Origin of the sequence: Paenibacillus dendritiformis (assembly GCF_945605565.1) — a bacterium.
Taxonomy (GTDB): domain Bacteria; phylum Bacillota; class Bacilli; order Paenibacillales; family Paenibacillaceae; genus Paenibacillus_B; species Paenibacillus_B dendritiformis_A.
The window spans coordinates 4,786,731-4,810,479 of sequence record NZ_OX216966.1 but is presented as its reverse complement, the minus strand read 5'-3'; the positions used below and the strand labels follow the sequence as shown (position 1 = coordinate 4,810,479).

The 23,749-nt window shown below is 56.6% G+C and carries 27 protein-coding genes; 23 read left to right on the top strand and 4 right to left on the bottom strand.

All coding sequences use genetic code 11. The features are described 5' to 3' along the window. The first annotated feature begins 8 nt into the window (after positions 1–8). Positions 9–566 carry an elongation factor P gene (gene efp / locus NNL35_RS21615; RefSeq protein ID WP_006676738.1) on the top strand — a complete coding sequence of 186 codons (558 nt, stop codon included), beginning with the start codon at positions 9–11 and terminating at the stop codon, positions 564–566. Positions 567–1,198: 632 nt separating this feature from the next. Here efp and NNL35_RS21610 read toward each other — a convergent pair. Further along, entirely contained in the window at positions 1,199–2,116 is a 918-nt protein-coding gene (locus NNL35_RS21610) for a transposase (RefSeq protein WP_006676739.1), read from the bottom strand. 604 nt (positions 2,117–2,720) lie between these two features. On the opposite strand from NNL35_RS21610, the gene NNL35_RS21605 reads away from it, so the two are divergent. Continuing rightward, complete coding sequence (locus NNL35_RS21605; RefSeq protein WP_254553718.1) at positions 2,721–3,974, top strand: aspartate kinase; 1,254 nt, start codon at positions 2,721–2,723, stop codon at positions 3,972–3,974. Between the two features lie 76 nt (positions 3,975–4,050). Here NNL35_RS21605 and NNL35_RS21600 read toward each other — a convergent pair whose 3' ends face one another. From NNL35_RS21600 to comA, 3 genes are all read right to left on the bottom strand, one after another. Continuing rightward, the gene (locus NNL35_RS21600) at positions 4,051–4,512 is read right to left on the bottom strand and encodes a DUF441 domain-containing protein (protein ID WP_133381315.1); all 462 of its coding nucleotides are present in this window, start codon (positions 4,510–4,512) and stop codon (positions 4,051–4,053) included. Between the two features lie 140 nt (positions 4,513–4,652). Continuing rightward, positions 4,653–5,375, bottom strand: a complete 723-nt coding sequence (locus NNL35_RS21595; RefSeq protein WP_006676742.1) for a 2-phosphosulfolactate phosphatase — start codon at positions 5,373–5,375, stop codon at positions 4,653–4,655. Between the two features lie 57 nt (positions 5,376–5,432). Beyond that, positions 5,433–6,248, bottom strand: coding sequence for a phosphosulfolactate synthase (gene comA / locus NNL35_RS21590; RefSeq protein WP_040731126.1), 816 nt, complete (start codon positions 6,246–6,248; stop codon positions 5,433–5,435). A 272-nt stretch (positions 6,249–6,520) separates the two neighbouring features. Between comA and NNL35_RS21585 the strand changes: the two genes are divergently transcribed. The 21 genes from NNL35_RS21585 (at position 6,521) to dxs (ending at position 23,730) form a co-directional block, all read left to right on the top strand. Next, on the top strand, positions 6,521–6,790 hold the full coding sequence (locus NNL35_RS21585) for a YqhV family protein (protein ID WP_206106231.1): 270 nt from the start codon (positions 6,521–6,523) through the stop codon (positions 6,788–6,790). A 120-nt stretch (positions 6,791–6,910) separates the two neighbouring features. Beyond that, complete coding sequence (gene spoIIIAA, locus NNL35_RS21580; protein WP_254553717.1) at positions 6,911–7,936, top strand: stage III sporulation protein AA; 1,026 nt, start codon at positions 6,911–6,913, stop codon at positions 7,934–7,936. Then, a complete protein-coding gene (gene spoIIIAB, locus NNL35_RS21575) occupies positions 7,906–8,430 on the top strand; it encodes a stage III sporulation protein SpoIIIAB (protein WP_006676746.1) in 525 nt (174 codons plus the stop codon). Before spoIIIAA ends, spoIIIAB begins: the two co-directional genes overlap by 31 nt. Before the next feature lie 11 nt (positions 8,431–8,441). Next, positions 8,442–8,645 carry a stage III sporulation protein AC gene (gene spoIIIAC / locus NNL35_RS21570; RefSeq protein ID WP_006676747.1) on the top strand — a complete coding sequence of 68 codons (204 nt, stop codon included), beginning with the start codon at positions 8,442–8,444 and terminating at the stop codon, positions 8,643–8,645. Positions 8,646–8,696: 51 nt separating this feature from the next. Further along, positions 8,697–9,086 (top strand): stage III sporulation protein AD, encoded by a 390-nt coding sequence (spoIIIAD, locus tag NNL35_RS21565; protein WP_254553716.1) that lies wholly within the window; start codon positions 8,697–8,699, stop codon positions 9,084–9,086. 12 nt (positions 9,087–9,098) lie between these two features. After that, positions 9,099–10,346 carry a stage III sporulation protein AE gene (gene spoIIIAE / locus NNL35_RS21560; protein ID WP_254553715.1) on the top strand — a complete coding sequence of 416 codons (1,248 nt, stop codon included), beginning with the start codon at positions 9,099–9,101 and terminating at the stop codon, positions 10,344–10,346. Between the two features lie 24 nt (positions 10,347–10,370). Continuing rightward, complete coding sequence (gene spoIIIAF / locus NNL35_RS21555) at positions 10,371–11,144, top strand: stage III sporulation protein AF (protein WP_254553714.1); 774 nt, start codon at positions 10,371–10,373, stop codon at positions 11,142–11,144. Between the two features lie 110 nt (positions 11,145–11,254). Then, the gene (spoIIIAG, locus tag NNL35_RS21550; protein ID WP_006676751.1) at positions 11,255–11,905 is read left to right on the top strand and encodes a stage III sporulation protein AG; all 651 of its coding nucleotides are present in this window, start codon (positions 11,255–11,257) and stop codon (positions 11,903–11,905) included. A 49-nt stretch (positions 11,906–11,954) separates the two neighbouring features. Next, the gene (locus NNL35_RS21545; protein ID WP_006676752.1) at positions 11,955–12,677 is read left to right on the top strand and encodes a SpoIIIAH-like family protein; all 723 of its coding nucleotides are present in this window, start codon (positions 11,955–11,957) and stop codon (positions 12,675–12,677) included. A gap of 143 nt (positions 12,678–12,820) precedes the next feature. Beyond that, positions 12,821–13,312 carry an acetyl-CoA carboxylase biotin carboxyl carrier protein gene (accB, locus tag NNL35_RS21540; RefSeq protein WP_006676753.1) on the top strand — a complete coding sequence of 164 codons (492 nt, stop codon included), beginning with the start codon at positions 12,821–12,823 and terminating at the stop codon, positions 13,310–13,312. Positions 13,313–13,358: 46 nt separating this feature from the next. Next, positions 13,359–14,702, top strand: coding sequence for an acetyl-CoA carboxylase biotin carboxylase subunit (gene accC, locus NNL35_RS21535; protein ID WP_006676754.1), 1,344 nt, complete (start codon positions 13,359–13,361; stop codon positions 14,700–14,702). A gap of 111 nt (positions 14,703–14,813) precedes the next feature. Further along, positions 14,814–15,221: an Asp23/Gls24 family envelope stress response protein gene (locus NNL35_RS21530; protein WP_006676755.1), complete on the top strand. Its 408-nt coding sequence runs from the start codon at positions 14,814–14,816 to the stop codon at positions 15,219–15,221. 75 nt (positions 15,222–15,296) lie between these two features. Next, complete coding sequence (gene amaP / locus NNL35_RS21525) at positions 15,297–15,836, top strand: alkaline shock response membrane anchor protein AmaP (protein ID WP_006676756.1); 540 nt, start codon at positions 15,297–15,299, stop codon at positions 15,834–15,836. A gap of 16 nt (positions 15,837–15,852) precedes the next feature. After that, on the top strand, positions 15,853–16,083 hold the full coding sequence (locus NNL35_RS21520) for a DUF2273 domain-containing protein (RefSeq protein ID WP_006676757.1): 231 nt from the start codon (positions 15,853–15,855) through the stop codon (positions 16,081–16,083). 195 nt (positions 16,084–16,278) lie between these two features. Beyond that, positions 16,279–16,812 (top strand): transcription antitermination factor NusB, encoded by a 534-nt coding sequence (nusB, locus tag NNL35_RS21515; RefSeq protein WP_006676758.1) that lies wholly within the window; start codon positions 16,279–16,281, stop codon positions 16,810–16,812. 45 nt (positions 16,813–16,857) lie between these two features. After that, positions 16,858–17,733 (top strand): bifunctional methylenetetrahydrofolate dehydrogenase/methenyltetrahydrofolate cyclohydrolase FolD, encoded by an 876-nt coding sequence (gene folD / locus NNL35_RS21510; protein WP_006676759.1) that lies wholly within the window; start codon positions 16,858–16,860, stop codon positions 17,731–17,733. A gap of 135 nt (positions 17,734–17,868) precedes the next feature. Then, positions 17,869–19,224, top strand: coding sequence for an exodeoxyribonuclease VII large subunit (gene xseA / locus NNL35_RS21505; RefSeq protein WP_006676760.1), 1,356 nt, complete (start codon positions 17,869–17,871; stop codon positions 19,222–19,224). Between the two features lie 3 nt (positions 19,225–19,227). Continuing rightward, positions 19,228–19,494, top strand: coding sequence for an exodeoxyribonuclease VII small subunit (xseB, locus tag NNL35_RS21500; protein WP_006676761.1), 267 nt, complete (start codon positions 19,228–19,230; stop codon positions 19,492–19,494). Beyond that, complete coding sequence (locus NNL35_RS21495) at positions 19,487–20,401, top strand: polyprenyl synthetase family protein (protein ID WP_420832862.1); 915 nt, start codon at positions 19,487–19,489, stop codon at positions 20,399–20,401. The genes xseB and NNL35_RS21495 overlap by 8 nt, the downstream gene beginning before the upstream one ends. 823 nt (positions 20,402–21,224) lie before the next feature. Further along, complete coding sequence (locus tag NNL35_RS21490; protein ID WP_254553713.1) at positions 21,225–21,851, top strand: CNNM metal transporter family protein; 627 nt, start codon at positions 21,225–21,227, stop codon at positions 21,849–21,851. Next, positions 21,832–23,730, top strand: a complete 1,899-nt coding sequence (gene dxs / locus NNL35_RS21485; protein ID WP_254553712.1) for a 1-deoxy-D-xylulose-5-phosphate synthase — start codon at positions 21,832–21,834, stop codon at positions 23,728–23,730. The genes NNL35_RS21490 and dxs overlap by 20 nt, the downstream gene beginning before the upstream one ends. Positions 23,731–23,749: the final 19 nt, after the last annotated feature.

Below are 23,749 nucleotides of genomic sequence, written 5' to 3'. Positions count from 1 at the left end.
TCAAGCGAATGATATCAGTTAACGATTTTAAGACAGGATTGACAGTTGAAGTGGACGGAGATATTTTTACGGTCCTCGATTTCCAGCATGTGAAGCCGGGCAAAGGCGCTGCGTTTGTGCGCTCCAAGCTGAAAAACCTGCGCAACGGCAACACGGTGGAGAAAACGTTCCGCGCGGGCGAGACGCTTGCGAAGGCGCAAATCGACAACCGCGAAGTACAGTACCTGTACAACAGCGGAGATGAATATACGTTCATGGATAATGAGACCTATGATCAGTTCAATCTGACGAAGGATCAGCTCGAATGGGAACTGAACTTCCTCAAAGACAACATGATCGTTCATATCAGCAGCTACCAAGGCGAGATTATCGGCATCAATCTCCCGAACAGCGTTGAGCTGAAGGTTGTCGAGACCGAGCCAGGCGTCAAGGGCAACACAGCGACAGGCGCAACCAAAAACGCGACCGTGGAAACCGGCCTCAACGTTCAAGTGCCGCTGTTCATCAACGAAGGAGACGTCCTTCTGATCGACACGCGAGAAGGCAAATATATTTCCCGCGCCTAATTAACGGATGTCGGCAATCGCCGGCTCCGAAAAACCCCGGAAGCAGATAGATCGCTTCTGGGGTTTTTATCTGCCTTGTTGTGGTTGCCTTGCGTCTCTTATGACAGGGTCTGTATCCCCGGACTTATGTATGTAAGTATCCTCGAACTCTTATGATGAGTATCCCCGCAGCTCAGGAAGTCAAGCGTGTACGGCTGCCTGACTTGACCGCTAACTTTGCCTAACATGACTAGTAACTCTACCTGATATGATCAGATACTCCTTCTGAACGATCAATTCTTCGCATGATATGGCCAGAAACACTGTTTGACAGGACCATTAACTCTGTCTGAGGAATAAGTATGTTCAGCTTGCGAGCCCAGGACATCTGTATATTCCCCTTATGCACAATATCCCCGTAGCTCAGGCTCTTTTTTCTAAAGAAATGACAAAACCAAACTCCCCTTACCCCGTTATCCCCGTAACTCAGGAAGCTGCGTTGCTAGAAGCTCGGTAATGTAGTGATAAGCACAAAAACAGACCCAATCAAAAAATAGAACTTTTAACTAGATTCTCAACAAAATTTACTGAGAACAGAGAGACTGATCAGTCCACCAGGCATATCCCCTTTGAGGATTCCTGTAGTGATTCATTCAGGCAGCTATAAGATAGCGATCGTGGGTTTGAGAGGAGGTAGCTCTCCATAAGTACCGGCGTCTTGCCCCGTTATCGGCACAGCATATCGCCGCCAAGGGTTCCCATCCTGCCTCCTGGAGTGCGATAGCATTTTCCCGGTAACAAAATTCGTCCAAATAATACTGCAAATACTTGCCGCTTATCCCGCGGAACGTATCGCATAACCAACGTTGCGCACGTCGGAACACAGTATACAATGGACTGTTTTGCTTTACCCGAAATCGTTGGCGAATGATCGAGATCATGGACTCGGTCGCAGTGACATGTTCTGCGATAAAATGATCGCGGCCGCAAGGAAGCAACAGCTTCCCGGACATATGCTGCCGGTTAACCTGCTTCATTTTATATTGCCGTTCCTCTCCGTTCGAATCCAGCGAGGCTGCCACGATAATCGGCTGCTCCCGTGGAGCCAGATCGACATTGGGATATTGGCGCGGGCCATTAAAGGCAATAAAGCCAAACACACGATGATCAAGCCGTTCTTCCTCATCGGCACAGCTAATCGCTATACGAATCTTATGCAGCATCGCCCATGCAGTTTTATAGGTAACCTTAAGCATAGAGCTCAGCCTAACCGCATTAATTCCTGCAGCAGGATGAGAGACAAGCCAGATCGCAGCGATCCATTTCCGCAGAGAGGTCCGGCTTCCTTCCAGGATCGTACCGGCCATCAGAGACGTCTGGTGTTGGCAGTCGCTGCATTCATACAGAGGAAGCCGCCGCGTCCGGATTACATAGGCGCGGGTATGCCGGCAGTTCGGGCAGCGAAAGCCGTGAGGCCATTTCAACGCAAACAGGGCAGGAATGCATGATTCTTCTGTAGGATACTGACTCATTAACTCCTCCAACGTACCGACGTTCGACCACCCATTCATCACAGCAGCCTCCTCCTAAATAAATAATACAAACATGTGTTCTTGTTTCTGATTATATCAAACATATGTTTCCATAACAAGTATGAAAGTGGAATAATAGAGCCTGAAAAATCCCAATGAAATCATAATTTGATTGGGTATGTCCAACTCATATTAGGAAACGATTTTTTGAAGGTTGGAGCAGACCTGAGCGCTTGGGAGATTCGTCATAAGGATGTTCGAGGTACCTGAGTGTTTGGGAGATTCGTCATAAGGATGCTCGAGGTACCTGAGTATTTGGGAGACTCGCCATAAGGTTGCGCGTGGTACCTGAGCGCTTGGGAGATTCGTCATAAGGATGCGCGAGGCGACCTAAGTGTCTGGGAGAATCACTGTTTAGGGCACAGCAGGATATAAAATAAGTAAGAAAGCTCCTGAGCGATGGGGACGATATTCATAAGGTCATGAGCACAGTTTCTTCTATTTTGCCCAATCCGAACGAAGTAGGATGAAGGGTATCAGGTCGTCCGTGATTTTTGTATTTTCTTCTTCCATCCGCCCAAAAACGTGCTATAATATGCAATTAATGATTGATACAGTCCATTGAGGGTGGGAGTGAGTCAGCGTGGCACTATACGTTATGAAGTTCGGTGGCAGCTCCGTCGGCACGGTCGAACGGATGAAGCGGGTTGCCGAACGGATCGTAGAGAAAAAATTAGAAGGCCACCAATGTGTTGTCGTTGTGTCTGCCATGGGCGATACGACGGATGATTTGATTGATCAAGCGAAAAGTATAAACGATCAACTTCCGGCCCGTGAGATGGATATGCTGCTGAGTACGGGCGAGCAGATCTCGGTGTCCTTGCTGTCGATGGCCATCCAGAAGCTGGGCCATGCGTCCATGTCGATGACGGGTTGGCAGGCGGGCTTCCGGACCGACGCCACGCATGGGAAGGCGCGCATTACGGACATTGTTCCGGAGCGCGTGCAATCGGCTCTGCAAGCGGGGAACATTGTCATCGTCGCCGGCTTCCAAGGCATGACCGAGGGCGGTGAGATTACGACTCTCGGCCGCGGCGGATCCGACACGACGGCGGTCGCGCTGGCTGCGGCGATTGAAGCTGATGTGTGCGAAATCTATACGGATGTCGACGGAATCTATTCTACCGATCCGAGAATCGTGCGCCGTGCGCGCAAGCTGAAGGAGATCTCCTACGATGAAATGCTGGAGCTGGCCAATCTTGGCGCGGCGGTTCTTCACCCCCGGGCTGTAGAATATGCGAAGCATAACAAGGTCTGTCTCGTCGTGCGATCAAGCTTCAATTACAATGAAGGGACCTATGTGAAGGAGGAAGCGAAGATGGAGCAAGGGGTGGTCGTTAGCGGCATCGCCTATGACAAAAATGTGGCACGCATCAGTGTTCTCGGCGTCGCCGATCTTCCGGGGGTACTCGCTCGCATGTTCGGCGCGCTCGCCGATGAGCAGATCGATGTAGATATCATCGTTCAGAGCGGGGTAACGAACGGGGAGGCCGATTTCTCGTTCACGACGGCGCTGCATGACCGGGATCGCGCTGTTCAGGTGCTGGAGAACATCCGGAGCGAAGTTCCTTACCGCGAAGTGACCTCTGAAGCCGATCTGGTCAAAATCTCGATCGTCGGCGCAGGCATGGTCAGCCACCCTGGCGTCGCGGCGCAAATGTTCCGCGTCATCTCGGAGACGGGCGTCAGCATTAAAATGGTAAGCACGTCCGAGATCAAAGTCTCCTGCGTCGTGTCCAACGGCAAGCTGAATGATATTATTGGTGCACTTCACACTTCATACGGCCTGGATGCGGTAGAGGAAGCGTTCGTCGGCGGTCCGAAAGACCGCAGATAATATAGGAAGCTGCAAGATAAGCCGGTCCGCGAGGGCCGGCTTGTTGTCATGCTTCTGAAGAGGCGGGGGAAACGGGCTAGAACTTATCAATAATCCATCGGCTAATGGTCAAGAGCAAGGCGGTAATTCCGGCCGCCATTAGCGGGCCCACGGGCACGCCCCGCAATAGAACGATCCCGATCAGAGACCCGGCAACAAGGCCGACGATCATCTGCGGATCATTTTTCAGCAGTTCCAGGCCGCGGCCGTTCATGGACGTGGCGATGGCCCCGCCGGTCAACGCGAGAATTCCCGGCCAAGATGTCAGTGTGCTCCAGAGATGTTCGGCCGTAATCCGCTCGGCGGCGAAGGGGACAAGCACGGCTATCGTCAGGAACAATAGCCCCAATTCCAGTCCTCTCCGCTCGATGGCAGGCAGATACCGTTCCAGATGTACGAGCTTAACGATAAGCAGAATGCATGCAGCCGTCGTAATGATCGGAGAACGGCTGACCAGTCCGACAACAATGAGTATAACCAGTACCAACTCGCCATTCATGATTATTGCTCCTCGACAAGAAAGTTTGTCCGTCCAATTGATCAAATGGGGACGTATTGAACATCCTCTATTTATTGTATGAACAAGCCCTTTCCGTTTAGAACAACGATCATACCTTATCATCCATGAACAGGCGCGTTCTATGTCGCAAATGGAAGCATCATCTGCTGAACCCACACCGGTACGACCGACACCGTATCGATGCCGGCGCAGTATTCGACATCATTGGCGTAGCCCAGCTTCGCAAGGCGCATGCCGCCGGAGCAGGCGAGCAGCGCCTCCGGAATCGCTCCTTCATGGTGGCGATAGGCGCTGACGAGAATGCTCCCGAGGTCATTCGTACGCATCTCCTGTTCCTGGCGGCCAAGCCGGAACAGCTCGGCGACGATGAGACCGGCGCATAGAGCGTCCTCGAAGGCGAACTCATCCTGCGTGCCGGCGCATAATACCGCAATGTCCTTGCGCAATTGGTAGGCGGTACGCGCGCATTCCGACGCGTTCAGGAAGGCGCCGGCCAATATGACGTCGGCCTTCGACGCCTTGTGGATGGCCCGCGTCCCGTTCGACGTCGTCAGCACGACACGCTTCCCGTACACGCTCTCGCCCATATATTCGAACGGAGAATTGCCGGCATCGAAGCCCGGTATTTTTTTGCAATTACGCTCGCCTCCCGTTATGTCCCCGTCACGGGCAGCCTGCTTGGCCTGCTGCACCGTTTCGACCGGCAGGATGCCGGATGCCCCGTGCGCCAGCGCCGTAATGATGGTGCTCGTCGCCCGAAGCACATCGATGACGATGACCGTTCGGTTCGCCAGTTCAATCGCTCTTGCTTCATTGACGCTAGCTATGACATCGACTTGCATAGTTGCTCCCCCCTTCCTCTCTCGAATTCGCATTGGCGATGCCGTTAGATTGAGGCTCTACTTCACCGTGTCCAGCAAATGACCCATCGTATCGGAACGCAATCCCCGCCGTAGCGCCTCGCAAGCGATAATGTCATCCGGCGCGATATTGCCCAGATTGGCTTGCGGACCGAGCGTTCGGAGAATGGCGGTCTGCTGATCCTTGCGCGGAGCCTCCCACATGAGCCGCTGCGGGGAATGCACCGCTTCGGCAATCATTGACACCATCTCCGTATCGCAGCTCCCGCGTTCGTCAAATACGCCGACGCCTGCTCCCGATTCCCTGCCTTCAAGCGTCATCCATTCGGAGCCATGCGCAATATCTTCATTGAACGCTTCCAACACATCGTCCCAGATGAAGGTGGAGCCGGCTGCTTTCTTCCCGTATTCGGAGCAGACGAAGAACCCTTCCTCGCGGGCGCGCTGGATCAGGTCATTGCGCTTCTGCCGCGGCAGCACAATCGTCCCGTCGGATACTTCGATTCCAGTGAAGCCCATTTCTTTCATCATATGAAAAAATGGTTCGACCATGCCTTTGGCGACGGCGTATTCGAGAAATGTCCCCCCTGGCATCACCGTAACCCCGTACTGCCGCGCCGTGTCCAGCTTCCATGACAACAGCGGGGCCGGCGTAACCGCAGCCGTGCCGAAGCCCAGCTTAATGATATCGATATGCTCATGAGCTGTAGAGAGGAGATCGGCAAATGCGTTCGCTCCCAAGCCTTTGTCCATCACCATCGTCAATCCGGTTGTTCTCGGCTTGTGGGTTCGTACTCCGCTCGGATCTACCATGGCGAGAGGCCATTGTTCGATTTGAGGTTCAGAAAGACTCATCACATAATCCCCTTCATATCCCCAGATTAGTCGAATCATGCAAGCAATATATGCGCCCGCCTGCTGACAGGTGCCTACCCCGGCGGGAAGTGCGGGCAAGGGAGAAGATGGCGCGGGAATATAAGGGACGAGCATGAAAGGGATAGCTCTTCGCATACAATGGTCAATGACAGGGAAGGACAGGCCACACAGAATACGCCTGCGGGCGTCGGAGCTGCCGGTGAATATGGATCGGCTCATCCGTTACCGTCGCAGCGAAAGGAGGTGCGAAGTTGTCCGTCGATAAATTTGTAGCCAGCATGTCAGGGCTCCGCATAATATCGGGCTGCCTGGAAATTACCGCGGCTCTGATAATGCTCAAGCTGAATGAGCCGGAGAAGGCGCTGGCCGTCAATTCTCTGCTTGCGCTTGTCGGTCCGCTCGTTCTCATCGCGACGACGACCATCGGTCTCATCGGCATCGCAGATAAGCTGAACTGGAGCAAGATCGCCTGGATTGCGGCCGGGGTATCCTGTCTGCTTATCGGCATTTTGAAAAAGTAGGAACCGGGCATTCGAGGCGCCGGGCCCGGAGAGGGCATAAAACGCGGCACGGCGCCATACATATAGGGATACAAGCCCAGGTTGTCCGGCTGTCGAATGATGACACGGGAGGGAATGCCAATGGAAGCGCTAAGCTGGTCGGCCGTGCTGCCGTCGATGCTCAAGTCAATTCTGATGCGGCTGCCCGCCGGCACATATCGGGAGCTGGAGGAGATTCGCATCCGCGTAGGACGCCCGCTCGAAATCGGCGTCATGGGCGACTTCCAGCTCGTGACGGAGCGGGGGGAGCGTACGGACAATCCGGATGCCGCCTACCGCCCAAGCCGGGAGGATGGGCATCAGCTGCTCGATCTGATAACGAATCATTCGTTGTACACGATGGAGGAAGAATTGCGCCGCGGATTCGTCACGATTCCGGGCGGACACCGGATTGGCCTCGCCGGCCGCACGGTGCTCGCGCAAGGCCGGGTAAGCCATCTGCGGGAGATTACCGGCTTCAATCTGCGGATTGCACGCGAGGTGCACGGCATCGCGGCTTCGGTTATGCCGATGCTGCTTGATTTCAAGCATGCCCTTGTTCATCATACGCTGATCGTGTCGCCTCCGCAGCAGGGCAAGACGACGCTGCTGCGCGACCTTGTGCGGGCGATCGGCAGCGGATTATGGCATCATCCCGAAGCGAGGTGGAAGGCGCTCAAGGTAGGCGTCGTCGACGAGCGGTCCGAGATTGCCGGCTGCATCAAGGGCGTACCGAGCTATGATCTCGGCTATCGGACCGACGTGATGGACGGGTGCCCCAAGGCGGAAGGGATGATGATGTTCATCCGTTCGATGTCGCCCGACGTGCTTGCCGTCGACGAGATGGGACGGGAGGAAGATGTGCTGGCGATGAGAGAGGCGATGCATGCCGGCGTCCGCCTGATTGCCACCGCGCATGCGGAGGATATGGACGATCTGCTGCGCCGCCCCGGCCTCCGGCAGCTGCTCGAGGAAGGGGCTTTCCGCCGCATTGTCACGCTCCGCCGGGCCAAAAGGGAATGGCAGCGAAGAGTATACGACGAGAAAGGCAGAGTGCTGCAAAAGCCCGTGCTGACGATGGAAGGGAGGCGGCCGGAATGTTCAAGCTCCTCGGATCGGCCCTCTTGATCGCCGCCGCGGCGAGCATCGGCTGGCTCAAGGCCGCTTCCTACGCGGCCCGGCCGAAGCAGCTCCGCCTGCTCAACCATGCGCTTCAGCGGCTGGAGACGGCCATCATGTACGGCCATACGCCGCTTGCTGCGGCGTTCGCCGAGATTAGCCGTCAGCTGCCGTCTCCGCTGCGCGCCGTCTTCGCCGATGCGGCGCAGGGGATGGACGCCGCGGATGCGATCCCGCTCACCGCACGCGAAGCGTGGCAGTTGTCCTGGGAGCGGCATCGCGGGAATACGGCGCTGGCGAATGAAGACCTGCGCATTCTGCTCGAATTGGGCTACAGCCTCGGCATCAGCGATCGCGACGATCAGCGCAAGCATATCCGCCATGCGATCAAGCAGCTGGAGCAGGAAGAATTCGTGGCCCGTGAGGAATACCAGCGGTATGGCACGATGTGCCGCAGTCTCGGCGTATTGAGCGGCTTGTTGGCCGTTATCTTGATGTATTGAGGTGCCAGGAAATGAATGTGGATGTCAGCGCCATTTTCCAAATCGCCGGGATCGGCATTATCGTGGCCATGATACATACCGTGCTCAAGCAAATGGGCAAAGAGGACATGGCGCACTGGGTGACGGTCATCGGCTTCGTCGTTGTCCTGTTCATGGTCGTCCGTCTGCTGGATCATCTCTTTCAAGAGATCCGGACCATCTTTTTGTTCCAATGAGTGAAATTGACTAGCGCGGCGTGGCCGCATTTTCCGGGTAGGTGTGTTTCCGTGGAAATCATACAGGTGGTCGGTCTCGGATTGATTGCAGCCATTCTTGTGCTGGTGGTCAAAGAACAGAAGCCGATGTTCGCCTTTCTGATCTCGACCGTGACCGGAGTTATTATTTTTATTTTTCTAATCGGCAAAATCGATATCGTCATTCACGTGTTGGAGGATCTGGCGGATCGATCCGGGATTCAGCCAGTCTACCTGAAGACGATTCTCAAGATTATCGGAATCGCCTATATTGCCGAATTCGGCGCCCAGGTGGTGCGGGACGCCGGCCAGGAAGGCATCGCCTCGAAGATCGAGCTGGCGGGCAAGGTGCTCATCATGGTGCTGGCGGTTCCAATCATTAGCGTCATTATCGAGACCGTAATGAGACTGCTGCCAACATAAGGTGGAGAGGGAATGAATCGATTACGACGTATAGACAAGCCGCCGCTGAAGAGGATGCGCATCTGGGCTTCGGCTCTGCTATGCTTCCTGTTCGCCTTCATCGGGTCCGGGTACGCCTCTCCCGAGTCCCCTCAGGGGGAATCGGGGAATTCCCATGTACAGGCGGTAACCGAACAGTGGGGCCGCGAGCAGGCGGACAAGCTGGATACGGGGGATGTCGAGCGCTATTGGAACGAACTGCTGGGCAAATACAGCGGCTTTTTTCCCAGAGACTCGCTGCCCGATTTTATCGATCTGCTGCTGCCCGGGGGAGAGAAGCTCACAACCGGGGCGGTACTGCAAGCGCTCGGCAAGTTCCTGATGCAGGAAGTAATCTTGAACGGCAAGCTCATTCTGACCATTGTCATTCTGGCCGTATTCAGCATGGTGCTGGAGACGCTGCAATCGGCGTTCGAACGGAATGCCGTCAGCAAGATCGCCTATGCCGTATCTTATATGGTCATCATTATTTTGGCCATCAACAGCTTCCATGTGGCGATCGGCTATGCGAAGGAAGCGATATCGGGCATGATTCATTTCATGATGGCGATGGTGCCGCTTCTGTTCACGCTGCTTGCTTCGATGGGCAATCTCGTTACTGTCTCGGTCATGCACCCGCTCATCGTCTTCATGGTGCATCTCATCGGAACGCTCATCTATACCGGCGTCTTTCCGCTGCTGTTCTTCTCCACGCTGCTGCACATTGTCAGCGCCTTGTCGGACAAGTACAAAGTAACCCAGCTGGCCAATCTGTTGCGCAATATCAGCATCGGCCTCCTGGGCGTCCTGCTGACCGTCTTCCTGGGCGTCATCTCCGTGCAGGGCGCGACGAGCTCGGTCACCGACGGCGTGACGGTCCGGACAGCGAAGTATATTACCGGCAACTTCGTGCCTGTCGTCGGCCGCGTCTTCTCGGATGCCGCCGATACGGTCATATCCGCCTCGCTGCTCGTAAAGAACGCGGTCGGCTTGGCCGGGGTGGTCATCCTGCTGTTCATCTGCGCGTTCCCGGCATTGAAAATCGTGACGCTGGCGCTCATCTACAACGTCTCCGCCGCCATCATGCAGCCGCTTGGCGACACGCCGGCAGCCGAGTGCCTCAAGACGGTCGGCAAAAGCATGATCTACGTCTTCGCCGCGCTCGCGGCTGTCGGCCTGATGTTCTTCCTGGCCATTACGATATTGCTGACGGCAGGTAATGTCGCGGTCATGATGAGGTAGGCGGGAGAGAAGGGAGGCAGGAATATGCAATGGTTCAGTCAATGGCTCAAAGAGATCATCATGGTCATTTTGCTGGCCGCCTTCATCGACCTGCTGCTGCCGAATCGTTCGATGCAGCGCTATGTCAAGCTGATGCTCAGCCTGATTATTCTCCTCACGCTGCTATCTCCGGTGCTGCGCCTGTTCGACTCCAACGTGACGGCGGAGCTCGCCCGCGAATGGGATTCCCTGCTGAACACCTCTACCGCCAAGAGTCCTGAAGGGAAGACGCTGGAGCAGATCCGGCGGGAAGGGGAACGGCTGGCGCGCGCACGCGAGCAGGAGGCGCTCCGATTAGCCGGCGCGCAGATGGAAGCGAGCATGAAGGAGCAGATCAACCGGGCGCTGCTCCAGGCGGGCGCTGCCGGGTCCAACGGGGGAGCGGCCGTACAGGTGGCGGCCGTGCACGTGACGCTGACGCATGTCGCTAGGCAGGGGCAGCCGGCGATCGAGCGGATAGCGCTCACCCTGGAGGAGGCCCCGGCCACCGAGCAGGCGGCAGCCCCGGCCAGCGGCGGCCCGCCCGAGCCGAACCCGGTCGCGGCCATCGAGCCGGTTCGGATCGAGCCGATCGAGGCCGGCAGCCCGCCGCCGGAAGCGCCGGAGGACGCGCCTGCCTCCGGCACGGGCAGCGAGCATCTGCGCCTGGAGGCGGCCGCCGTCGGGGCGCTGACCTCCGCCTGGCTCGTGAAGCCCGAGCAGATTGCGGTGTCCTGGTCGCCGGAAGGCGCGGTCCCGGCAGGCGCCTATAAAAGATAGTTTCAGCAAAAAAAATGCGGACAAACCGTCATAAAATCGCCAGCCGCGCGTATAGGTGAAAATAGGACAAGTGAGAGCAGGTCCATACTACGCAAAGGCGGTCGATAGCGTTGGCGAAGTGGTTGCAGCAGATTGAACAGTGGATCGGCAAGGGCTCGAACGGTTCCAAACGGATCAAAGCGTTCCGCTGGCTGCTTCTTCTCGGCTTGACCGGCGCGGCGCTCCTCTTGTACGGCACGTTTCAGTCCGGGGGTGGCGGATGGCTGAAGGGCACAAGCAATCGCGAACCGCCGGCGGTAGGCGTATTTGACGGCGCGGAGCAGAACGCGTCCACACCGGCTGCGCCGGGCTCATTTGAGTCGGTGGAGATGACATTCGAAGCCCGGGTGAAGTCCATTTTGGAGGAAATTGTAGGTGTGGGACAAGTCGATGTATTGGTCACGATTGACTCGACAGAAGAAATCGTCGTCCAGCGCAACTTCAAGGACAACCAGCAGCTTACGGACGAGACCGATGCGAACGGGGGCAAGCGGCATACGACGCAGCATACCCGGGACGGCGAGATTGTGATGTACGAGTCTTCCGACGGCAAGACGCCGATCGTGACCAAGCGCATCAAGCCGAAGGTTCGCGGCGTTGTCGTCGTCGCCAAAGGAGCGGAGAATGCCGTCGTCAAGTCGCTCATCGTCGATGCGGTCGAGAAAGGGCTGAATGTGCCTGCCTATCGAATCTCCGTCGTGCCGCGCAAAATCGCCGAGTAGCAAATCAACCTGCATAATGCATGAATCGTGAAGGAGGAGAAAAAGGACGATGAATACGAAAAGACAAACGATATGGCTGGTATCGATGCTTAGCTTGATGGTGGTGCTGTCCGCTTATTATCTGTTCACGGAGGACACGCCCAAAGCCCCTGAAATGGCGGCCGAGCAGCAGCAGCTGAAGGGCGACGCGACGGAAGCGACCCAGCTTCCGCAAGTGGAAGTGACCGAGGTGTCCGTCGGGGAGCAGGCCAAGGCGGCAGAGAATGGAACGGCCGCTCCGGAGCAAGCACAAGAGCAAGGAGCCGACCCTACGGTCAACGTCGAGGGCGGACAGCCAGGACAGGATGCGGCGGCGCCAGAGGCGACTCCGGAGGACAAGGAGCAGGCGATGCTGGATCAAGTCGTGGCCGAAGACGTGATGAAGCGCAGCATGATCGAGCAGAAGCAGATGGAGCGCAACGAGCAGTACCAGCAGGAGCTGGAAAAGCTGATGGGCATGATCAACGACGACAAGACGACGGGCGACAAGCTGGCGCAAGCCTATGAAGATATGAACCAGTTGGAGGAGCGCGAGGTGAAAATCTCCAATCTGGAAACCGAGCTGCAGAAAGATTACAACAGCGCGGTCATTACACAGGAGGACGACCGGTTCACCGTCGTTGTGCAGAGCAACAAGATGGAAGTGTCCGAAGCGGTGGACATCATCTCGAGAATGATGAAAGAGCTGAACGTGACGCAGGACAAGGTAAGCGTGCAGTATGTCTCGGAATAATGCAGAGTTGTCGGAACTGGCCCGGTCAAAAAACTGGGCTCTTTCCATTTGAGGCGATTATGATATAATACATACGTCGTAGATTGTCCGCCTGATAACATAATCTACTTGCTCATACATATCGTCTCAAGGAGTGATTCAAGTTGTTCAAAATTAGCGAAATCAAGGAACTGATCAAGCTCCTGGACCAGACATCCGTACATGAACTGGAAATAGAGAACGAAGGCTGCCGCATCGCGATCCGGAAGCCCGGCAAGACTGAGGTGTTCAATGTCCAGACATCGGCCGCTCCGCTTACATATCCAGCGCCTGCTCCAGCAGCGGTCGCTGCCCCTTCAGAGGCGGTCACGGCAGCGGCTGAGCCACAGCCGGAGAAGAAGGAAGAGCAGGCGGGGTTGGTCCGCATCGTATCCCCGATGGTCGGCACCTTCTACAGCGCGCCTTCCCCGGAATCACCGGCGTATGTCAAGGTGGGCGACAAGATCAACGAGAAGACGGTCGTGTGCATTCTGGAAGCGATGAAATTGATGAACGAGCTGGAAGCCGAGGTCAAGGGCGAGATTGTCGAGGTGCTAGCAACGAACGGTCAATTGGTCGAATTCGGCCAGCCTTTATTCCTGGTGAAGCCAGAATGACGTATCCCGTCATTCCATTACGATGCCCAGCCAAGGAGGTCCAAGGATGAAGTTCCATAAGATTTTAATCGCTAACCGCGGTGAGATAGCCGTTCGCATCATTCGCGCCTGCCGCGAGCTCGGTATCGCGACGGTCGCCGTATATTCGGAGGCGGACAGGGAAGCGCTGCATGTGCGTCTTGCCGATGAAGCCTATTGCATCGGTCCCACCGCGTCCAAGGACAGTTATTTGAACTTTACGAATCTGATGAGTGTCGCCACGTTGACGGAATGCGACGCCGTGCACCCGGGGTACGGGTTCCTGGCGGAAAACGCGGACTTCGCGGAGATCTGCGAATCATGCGGCATTACGTTCATCGGCCCGTCTGCAGATGCCATCGAGCGCATGGGCGACAAATCCGTCGCCAAGCAGACGATGAAAGACGCCGGCGTTCCGGTTATTCCCGGATCGGACGGACTGGTCGAGGATCTGGAGCAGGCGCTTATGATAGCGCGTGATATCGGATATCCTGTCATTATTAAGGCTACCGCAGGCGGCGGAGGCAAAGGAATCCGCATCGCGGAGGACGAAGAAGCCCTGATCAAGCAGATGACGGCTGCTCAGCAGGAAGCCGAGAAAGCGTTCGGCAATGCGGGCGTGTATCTGGAGAAGTATTTAACCGGAATGAAACATGTGGAAATTCAGATCATTGCCGACAAGCATGGCCATGCCGTTCATTTGGGTGAGCGCGACTGCTCCGTGCAGCGGCGCCGCCAGAAGCTGGTCGAGGAAGCGCCATGTCCGGTATTGACGCCCGAAGTCCGGGAGCGGATGGGAGAAGCGGCAGTTCGGGCCGCGCTGGCTGTCGATTACTCCGGTGCAGGCACGTTGGAGTTTCTCCTCGGGCCGGACGGTAGCTTTTACTTTATGGAAATGAATACCCGGATTCAAGTTGAGCACCCGGTAACGGAGATGATTACGGGAATCGATCTCATTCAGGAGATGATTCGCGTCGCTCAAGGCGAACCTTTATCTTTCCGTCAAGAGGATGTCGTCATTGACGGATGGGCTATAGAGTGCCGCATTAATGCGGAGGATCCGGCACGCAACTTCATGCCTTCGGCCGGCCAGATCGGTTTCTATCTGGCGCCGGGCGGATTTGGCGTTCGCGTCGACAGCGCCGCCTATCCAGGCTGCCTGATCTCGCCGCACTATGATTCGATGATTGCCAAGCTCATTGTATGGGCGCCGACGCGTGAAGAGGCGATCGACCGCATGAAGCGGGCGCTGTCCGAATTCGCGATCGAGGGCATTCATACGACAATACCGTTTCATATCCGCCTGCTTGAACACCCTACGTTCATCAAGGGTGATTTTGACATTAAGTTTTTGGAAGAACACGAGGTCTAATAGTCCTAGATTGGCCAGCGCCGTTTGTCTTGTGCAGGGTCAAATGGTATAGTTAGGTTAATCATGGACAGGAACTGCCTCTAGTACAAAAAGATGAGGAGAGTGTGACGGATGAATCAGGCAATCGCATCGGAATTTGAGCGCACGGATTTGGGCAACATCCAGATTGCGCCGGAGGTCATTGCAGTTATCGCCGGACTCGCGACAATCGAAGTGGAAGGCGTAGAAGGCATGAGCGGCGGATTCGCCGGCGGCATCGCGGAGATGCTCGGACGGAAGAACTTGTCCAAGGGCGTGAAGGTGGAAGTAGGACAGCGTGAAGCGGCTGTCGATGTCAATATTATTATTGAGTACGGCCATCGCATTCCTACCGTAGCCAGCGAGATTCAGCAGAACATCAAGCGCTCGATCGAGATGATGACCGGGCTTCATGTCGTAGAAGTGAACGTGCACGTGCATGACGTCCATTTCAAGGCGCAAGAGAAGGTGGAAGAGACGGATCCGGCACGAGTTAAATAAGAGCGATATGGAACCCCCTCTTGGAGGGGGTTTACTGCCATTCAATACGAAATTGTTCAAAGGAGGCAGGCTAGTGTGAGCAAAATTGTGGACAGGCTCTTCCTGTTTATATACAGTTTCGCGATCGGCACGATTGCCATAGCTGTCATTCTTGCCGCTACAGGCTTCATCGCCCAGCCGATTCGGCTGACGGAGCCGTTCTGGCTGCAGTCGACGGTCATCGCGACCGCCGCCGTGTTGTTTCTGTTGAGCATCCGTTTTTTCTATGTGTCGATCCGGAGAGAGCGTACGGCGCTGCCTTCGATCGATCAGCGGACAGAGATTGGCGATATCAAGATCTCGATTGAGACGATAGAGAACCTGGCGCTCAAGGCGGCCGGACGAGTACGGGGAGTCAAGGACTTGAAGGCCCGCATCCGCACGAATGAGGCCGGACTGGACATTGTTATCCGGACGGTCGTAGACGGCGAGACGTCCATTCCTGAGCTGACGGAGGAGGTCCAGCGCCAGGTTCGCGACTATGTACAGCAAATTACGGGGATTCCGGTATCATACGTATCGGTGTATGTGGCGAATGTGGTCCAGACGCAGACCTTCAAAGCGCGAGTTGAATAGGTGGTGAGCTTTCCGGATGTGGAATGAATGGTGGGAGAGTCACAGGAATCGCATCATCGGCATCGCGGCTGGAATTTTTTTCGGCGTCATTTATTTGATCGCCGGATTTTGGGATATGTTATTTTTTGCGCTGCTCGTCTTCATCGGATACAATGTAGGCAGGCAAAAAGATTTGAAGCTGGGCCCCATGTTCCCGTGGCGGCGTATCGGATTATGGCTGTCAGAACGGTTTGATAGGTTTAAGTAGTCCTATGGACGCTCCGAACGACTGCTTGACCGCCGGTCTCTTACCGACGGAACAACAATCGGGGCGGTCATAGGATTTTTTGGACTGGGCATGATTCCGGATGGGCCATGGCAGCCTAGAGAGAAGGAGCCACCTTCGACGGTTGTGTGAAAGTGGCGAGTCGGATGCTATATAGATGCAGGAGGAGTTTTTTTCATGAAGAGACGCATTGCCAGAGAGATGGCAGTTCAAAGCTTGTATCAGCTGGAAATGACGGACGTGACCCCTGAACAAGCGGTGGACATGATCGTTTCGGAATCGAATCAAGAAGAGAATGAAATCGGGCTGAAGCCGGAGCACGCGCGGGCGATGCATGAGCATGTGCTGGAATGGGTTCGCGACACCTGGAAGAAGCGGGACGAGATCGATGCTATCCTGGCCCGTTATTTGAAAGGATGGCAGGTCGACCGGCTGTCGCGGGTCGATCGCCAGGTGCTGCGCCTCGCCTGTTATGAGATGGCGTTCCGTACCGATGTGCCGCCGAAGGTGGCCATCAACGAAGCGATCATTTTGGCCAAGCATTTCGGCACCGACGAGTCGGGCAAGTTCGTGAACGGCGTGCTCGGCCAAATGCTGCGCGATCGCAGCGGCCAGCAGGACGGTGCGGATGCGGGTGCAGGCGGAAGCGCTCATCGCAAGGACGATGAGCCGGCGGATGGAACCGCGACGGAGAGCGAATTGCGGGGATAATCGGCAACCTAGGGCGAGCTTATATGAACGAATGGAGGAGAGACCATGACAGCGCAACTTTTGAATGGACAAGCATTATCACAGACGATACGTGAAGAAATCAAGCAGCAGGCGGCACGGCTGATCGAGCAAGGAACCCGCCCCGGATTGGCAGTCGTCATCGTGGGCGACGACCCGGCTTCCCATGTATACGTGAACAGCAAGCATAAAGCCTGTCTCGAATTGGGGTTCTATTCGGAAGTGCACCGTCTGGCGGAACAGACCTCCCAGGAAGAGCTTCTGGATCTGGTCGGCCGCCTGAACGCGCAAGCGACGATTCACGGCATCCTCGTCCAGCTCCCGCTGCCGTCTCATATCGATGAGAAGGCGGTCATTGACGCGATTGCGGTGGAGAAGGATGTCGACGGCTTCCATCCGGTCAGCGTCGGGAACATGGTGCTTGGCGACGAGTCTCTTCTGCCCTGCACGCCGGCAGGCATTATGGAAATGCTCAAGCGCAACGACATTCCGATCGCTGGCAAGCATGCCGTCGTTATCGGCCGCAGCAATATCGTCGGCAAGCCGATCTCGCTGCTGCTGCAACGCGAGCATGCGACGGTGACGATGTGCCATTCGCGCACGCAGCATATCGAAGAGTTGTCCCGAATGGCGGATATTCTCGTCGTCGCCATCGGCAAGGCGCATTTCGTGAACCGCTCCTTCATTAAGCCGGGAGCCGTCGTCATCGATGTCGGCATGAACCGGCTGGAGAACGGCAAGCTCGTCGGCGATGTCGACACCGACGATGTCAAGGAACTGTGCTCCTGGATTACGCCGGTGCCGCGTGGCGTCGGTCCGATGACGATTACGATGCTGATGTCCAATACGCTCAAGTCGGCGGAACGGTTCCACCGCTTGGCGAAGGCTTTGGCCCAGGCGTAGCCGGCGGCAGGTTGCAAAGCCATGCAGCGGATCGGGGGACGAACCGAAGGATGAACCGCAGCAACGAACCGCCGCACGGGCCGCAACCGCTAACGTTCATATGGCAGGATGTCTCGGGGGGAGGAGGCTGCCGGAATGGCGAATCAGGCACGGGTTCTGTCCGTTAAGGATCTGAACCGTTATATACGAATGAAGCTGGATGGGGATGCCCGGCTGCAGGATGTCTGGGTACGGGGCGAAATATCGAACTTCACCCACCATTCCAGCGGCCATATGTATTTCACGCTGAAGGATGCGGACAGCCGCCTGCGGACGATTATGTTCGCATCCTACAATCAACGGCTTCCCTTTCGGCCGAAGGAAGGGGCGCGCGTCATCGCCCGCGGCAACGTGACGGTATATGAGCGCGACGGCCAGTATCAATTCTATGCGCAGCATATGCAGCCGGACGGCATCGGCAGCTTGTATGCGGCGTTCGAGCAGTTGAAGGAGCGCTTGGGAGCGGAAGGGCTGTTCGCTGTCGAGCGCAAGCGGCCGCTGCCCCGCTACCCGAAGAAGATCGGGGTTATTACGTCGCAGACGGGCGCCGCGGTGCGCGATATTATCATTACGCTGCAGCGGCGCCAGCCCGGCGTCCATGTCGTCCTCTATCCGGTGCTGGTGCAGGGCAATCAGGCGGCTGCCTCGATCGCGGCGGCCATCGAGGCGATGAACCGCCACCAGGAAGCCGACGTGCTAATCGTGGGGCGCGGCGGCGGATCGCTGGAGGAGCTGTGGGCCTTCAACGAAGAAATCGTGGCGCGCGCCATCGCCCAGTCGGCGATCCCGATCATTTCGGCCGTTGGGCATGAGACGGACTTCACGATTGCGGATTTCGTCGCCGATCTGCGTGCGCCGACGCCGACAGCGGCCGCCGAATTGGCGGTGACGCATCAGGAGGAGCTGCGGCAGCATCTTCAGCATCTGGCGGAGCGGATGCGGCACGGCATGCGGCGAACGGTGCAGCAGAGCCAGGAGCGGCTGCTGCGCGCCCAGCGCTCGCCCGTGCTTCGCAAGCCCGAGTTGCTGACGGCGAAGCATCAGGAGCGGTATGAACGGCTGCGTGAGCGGCTCGCATACCGGTCGCGCAGCCGCTTCAAGCAAGCGGACGAGCGGTGGAGGGAACTGCGCGGACGCCTGCGGGAGCAGACGCCGGTGCATCAGGTGCGTTCCGCGCGGGAGCGGCTGAACGGCATCGAACGGCAGCTTCACCGGACGATGGCGATGCAGATGAATGAGCGGCGGCTGAAGCTCGGCGCGCATCTGAAGCATCTGGACGCCCTGAGTCCGTTGAAGATCATGGCGCGCGGGTACAGCCTCGTCTATGATGAGCGGGAAGAGAACATTATCCGCACGATTAAGGATGTGCAGCTGGGAGACGTCGTGCGCGTGAAGCTGAACGACGGGCAGCTCGATTGCCACGTCTGGTCGATGAAAGGAGACAGCGATTGATCGATGGATAATCAAGAAAAAACTACCATGCAGGAAATGAGCTTCGAGACCGCAATGGAGAAGCTCGAACATATCGTCGAGCAGTTGGAGAGCGGAGATGTGCCGCTGGAGCAGGCGATCGAGCTTTTCCAGGAAGGGATGGGCCTGTCCGGTCTATGCGCCCGCAAGTTGGAGCAGGTGGAACGCAAAATCGAGGTCTTGTCGGAGCAGAATGGCGAATTGAAGCGGCAGCCGTTCCCAGCGGAAGAAGCGGGTGATCGGATTGAGTAACGCCGGAGCGGAAGAAAGGTTCGCTTCTTATTTGGAGCGTCACGTCGCGCGGATTGAGCGGCTGCTGCCGGCTCAATTCCCCGCCGGCTGGCAGGTGCCTGCCGAATTGAAGGAATCGATGCTGTATTCGCTGATGGCCGGGGGCAAGCGCCTGCGGCCGCTCTGTGTTGTCATCGCATGCGAGAGCCTGAACGGCCCGCTGGAAGCCGCCGATCCGGTGGCTTGCGCCATCGAGATGATACATACGTACTCCCTCGTGCATGATGATCTGCCGGCGATGGATAACGATGATTACCGCCGGGGCAAGCCGACTAACCATAAGGTGTTCGGGGAAGCCCTCGCCATTTTGGCGGGCGATGCGCTCCTGACCCATGCCTTCTACACGGTTGCGCAATGTGCGCGCCGTCATGGCATCTCGGCCGAGATCGCCCTGACTATCACCGAGGAGCTGTCCGTCTATGCCGGCATGCGTGGGATGGTGGGCGGCCAGACCGCCGATATGCAGGGTGAGCAGGGATTGACGACGCTGGACCAGCTTGAATATATTCATCTTCACAAGACGAGCGATCTGATCGTGTTCGCGCTTCGCGCAGGCGCCCATCTGGCGGGGGCCAATGAAGCGCAGCTGAACGCGTTGACCGAATTCGGGACGAAGCTCGGCCTCGCCTTCCAGATTCAGGACGATATTCTGGACATCACCGGCGAAGAAGGGCTGCTCGGCAAGCCGAAGGGAAGCGATGAGAAGAGCGGGAAGGTGACCTACCCGTATTTTATCGGTCTGGAGGCCTCGAAGCAGGAGGTCGTCCGGCTGACGGAAGAAGCCAAGCAAGCGGTGAGGGAGGCCGGATTTCCTTATCCGGCGCGCCTGTACGAGCTGGCGGATTATTTGCTGGAGCGCCAATTCTGAATCCCTCGCCGGTCTGATGACCGGTGGAATTCCAGGGCCACGCTTCCATGGAAATGATATCGAGTGATTCGCTTTCCCGTTTTGTGATATAATAGAGCGTACATAGAGTGGTGCAGTATTCTAGTCGGCCTCCCGACACCGAAGGCGGGCCTAAAAATTCGCCAAAGGGCACATCGATGAAGTTCCTGGTGTTGGCTTGCGACGCCCAGTCGTGGGCTGATGCTGGGAGTTAAGGTTGTGGGGCGATCCACAATGGCATGTGGGCGTTGACCCCGCTTCCGCGGAGGCCCAAGTGCGTGGTACGGCGCCCTCGCGCGCCGCATTACGGCTTGGGGTATGAACCTATATTGCGAGTCACGCGGAACGCTCTCCGGCTTGCCGGATCGTTCCGTGCGGGTGGCTTGTATGTAGCGTAGCCTGCCTTGAGTGAGTCTGCAGGGATAGCGGATGTGTAGATACGAAGGTCTTAGGCCAAAGACCTGCCTATCGGATGCCGCTTGAAATCTGATTTGCAAAAGAGGCTAAGGGTCGGTTCAGGGCTGCTCGAGGAAAACTCCTAGACTGTTCACATTGTGAGGCTTTGTGGGGATTATAGTGTGGTCTAAGTGGTAATCCAGTCTGACGTCCGGCGACGGCGTCAAGACGCTCTTAATTGGAAACGGCCTGCCCGGCGACGGGGAGGCGGGCGTCTGGGAAAACCTACTGGACCTAAGCCACAGCGTTTATCCAGAAAGCTACCACTCCAACCATTATTGGTTATCAAGACACATATAATGAGTTCGTTCGTGGGAACATCTCATAAAAGGATGAGTTGACAGCGATAATGAAGTTTTCATTCAAACATTCCGTCAAGTGGAGCATATTCATTTTTTTCGTCACCTTTGCGATGGCCGTCATATTGTCTGTTGCCTCCACGTCAATGCTGGGGAACGCGGGCTGGGCCGTCGGTATGGTGATCGTGTTGATGCTCGTGCTTATTGGAGTGTTTTTTGATATTATGGGCTTAGCTGCGGCAGCCGCGAAGGAGACTCCGTTCCATGCGATGGCGGCGGAGAGGGTGCGCGGAGCCAAGCAAGCGATCTATATCGTGCGCAACGCGGATCGTTTCTCGAACTTCTGCAATGACGTGATTGGTGACATGACAGGGGTGATTAGCGGTTCGGCCACGGCGATCGTAGTGACGAATTTGCTATGGTCCATGAATGCGGAGAGCGTATGGATGACGACGGTGGTAAGCGTTACCTTCACCGGCCTCGTATCCGCATTAACCGTCGGAGGCAAAGCGTTGGGGAAGTCATTTGCGATTCATTACTCCACATCGATTGTATTACTAATCGGCAAATGCTTCTATTTTTTGGAGACCAAGCTCCATATCCGCTTGTTCACCAAGAAACGCGGCAAATCGAAACAACGAAAGCGAGGGAATTCCCGTGCTGCTCGAACAGATTAACCAACCTAGCGATCTGAAGCGGTTGACGAAGGAAGAACTGCCTGTCCTGGCGGAAGAAATTCGACAATTTCTCATTGAAAAGCTGGCGGTGACCGGAGGACATCTGGCATCGAACCTGGGCGTCGTCGAGCTTACGCTTGTCTTGCATTATTTATATGACAGTCCCCGGGACAAAATGATATTCGACGTCGGCCATCAGGCATACGTTCATAAAATATTAACCGGCCGCAAGGAGCGGTTCGATACGCTGCGCCAGTACAAGGGGCTGTGCGGCTTCGTCAAGCGCGCGGAGAGCGAGCATGACGTATGGGAAGCCGGTCACAGCAGCACGTCGCTGTCCGCGGCGATGGGAATGGCGCTCTCCCGGGATTTGAAGGGCGAGAGCAACAAGGTAATCGCGGTTATCGGCGACGGTGCGTTAACTGGAGGCATGGCGCTCGAGGCGCTCAATCATATCGGGCATGAGAAGAAGAATCTGATGGTCGTGCTGAACGACAATGAGATGTCGATTGCCCCGAATGTCGGAGCGCTACATAACTATTTGTGCAAAATACGCTCTGACCGGAACTATTTAAAGGCGAAAGAAGAAGTAGAGCAGCTGCTCAAAAAGATTCCGGCGATTGGCGGCAAGCTGGCCAAGACCGCGGAACGGGTGAAGGACGGCTTCAAATATTTGGTCGTGTCCGGCATGCTGTTCGAAGAGTTCGGGCTGAAATATTTCGGACCCGTCGACGGGCATGACATTGACAAGCTGATCGATATTTTTCAGCAAGCAAGCCGCGTGAACGGCCCGGTGCTTATTCATGTCGTTACCCGCAAAGGCAAAGGATATACGCCGGCGGAAGCCGATTCGCATAAATGGCATGGCATCTCGCCGTACAAGATAGAATCCGGACAAGTGCTGAAGGCGGTAGGCAATCCGATGTACACCGAGGTGTTCGGCAAGACGCTCGTCGAGCTGGCGGAGCAGGACGATCGCGTGGTGGCCGTTACGCCGGCCATGCCGGGCGGCTCCGGACTGCTCGGATTCGCAGAGCGCTTCCCGGGGCGCATGATCGATGTCGGCATCGCCGAACAGCATGCCGCCACGATGTGCGCCGCGTTGGCTATGGAAGGGATGAAGCCGGTATTTGCGGTATACTCCACCTTCCTGCAGCGGGCATACGATCAGGTGGTGCATGACATTTGCCGCCAGAGCGCGAACGTGATCTTCGCTATCGATCGCGCCGGGTTCGTCGGACCGGACGGAGAGACGCATCAAGGCGTGTACGATATCGCTTTTATGCGCCATATTCCGAATATTGTGCTGATGATGCCGAAGGACGAAAACGAGCTGCGCCATATGTTGAAGACGGCGCTCGATTACGACGAAGGACCGATTGCAGTGCGGTACCCCCGCGTGAATGGTGTCGGCGTCGAGCTGGATGCCGAGCTGCTTCCGATTCCGATCGGGACATGGGAAGTGGTACGCCCTGGCGATCATGCCGCTGTGTTCGCGATCGGCCCGATGGTTCAGGTGGCCGAGGAAGCGGCGGAGCAGCTGCGGCGCGAAGGCATTCAGCTGCGCGTCATCAATGCGCGCTTCATGAAGCCGCTGGATGAGGCGATGCTGACCATGCTCGCCAGAGAGCAGCTGCCGATGATCGTGCTGGAGGAGGGCTCCGTGGCAGGAGGCTTGGGCAGCTCCATTATGGAGTATTATGCGCAGCATCATGTATTCGGCGTCAAGTTGAAGCCTATCGGGGTTCCCGATTGCTTCGTAGAACACGGCAGCATCAAGGAGCAGCGCCAGGAGGCGGGCCTTACGGCGGAACAGCTGGTGAAGGAAGTGCATACGATGCTCTTCGCCCATGGCGATAACCGGATGAGCCGGGCCTAGCCCGAGTACGCAATGACAG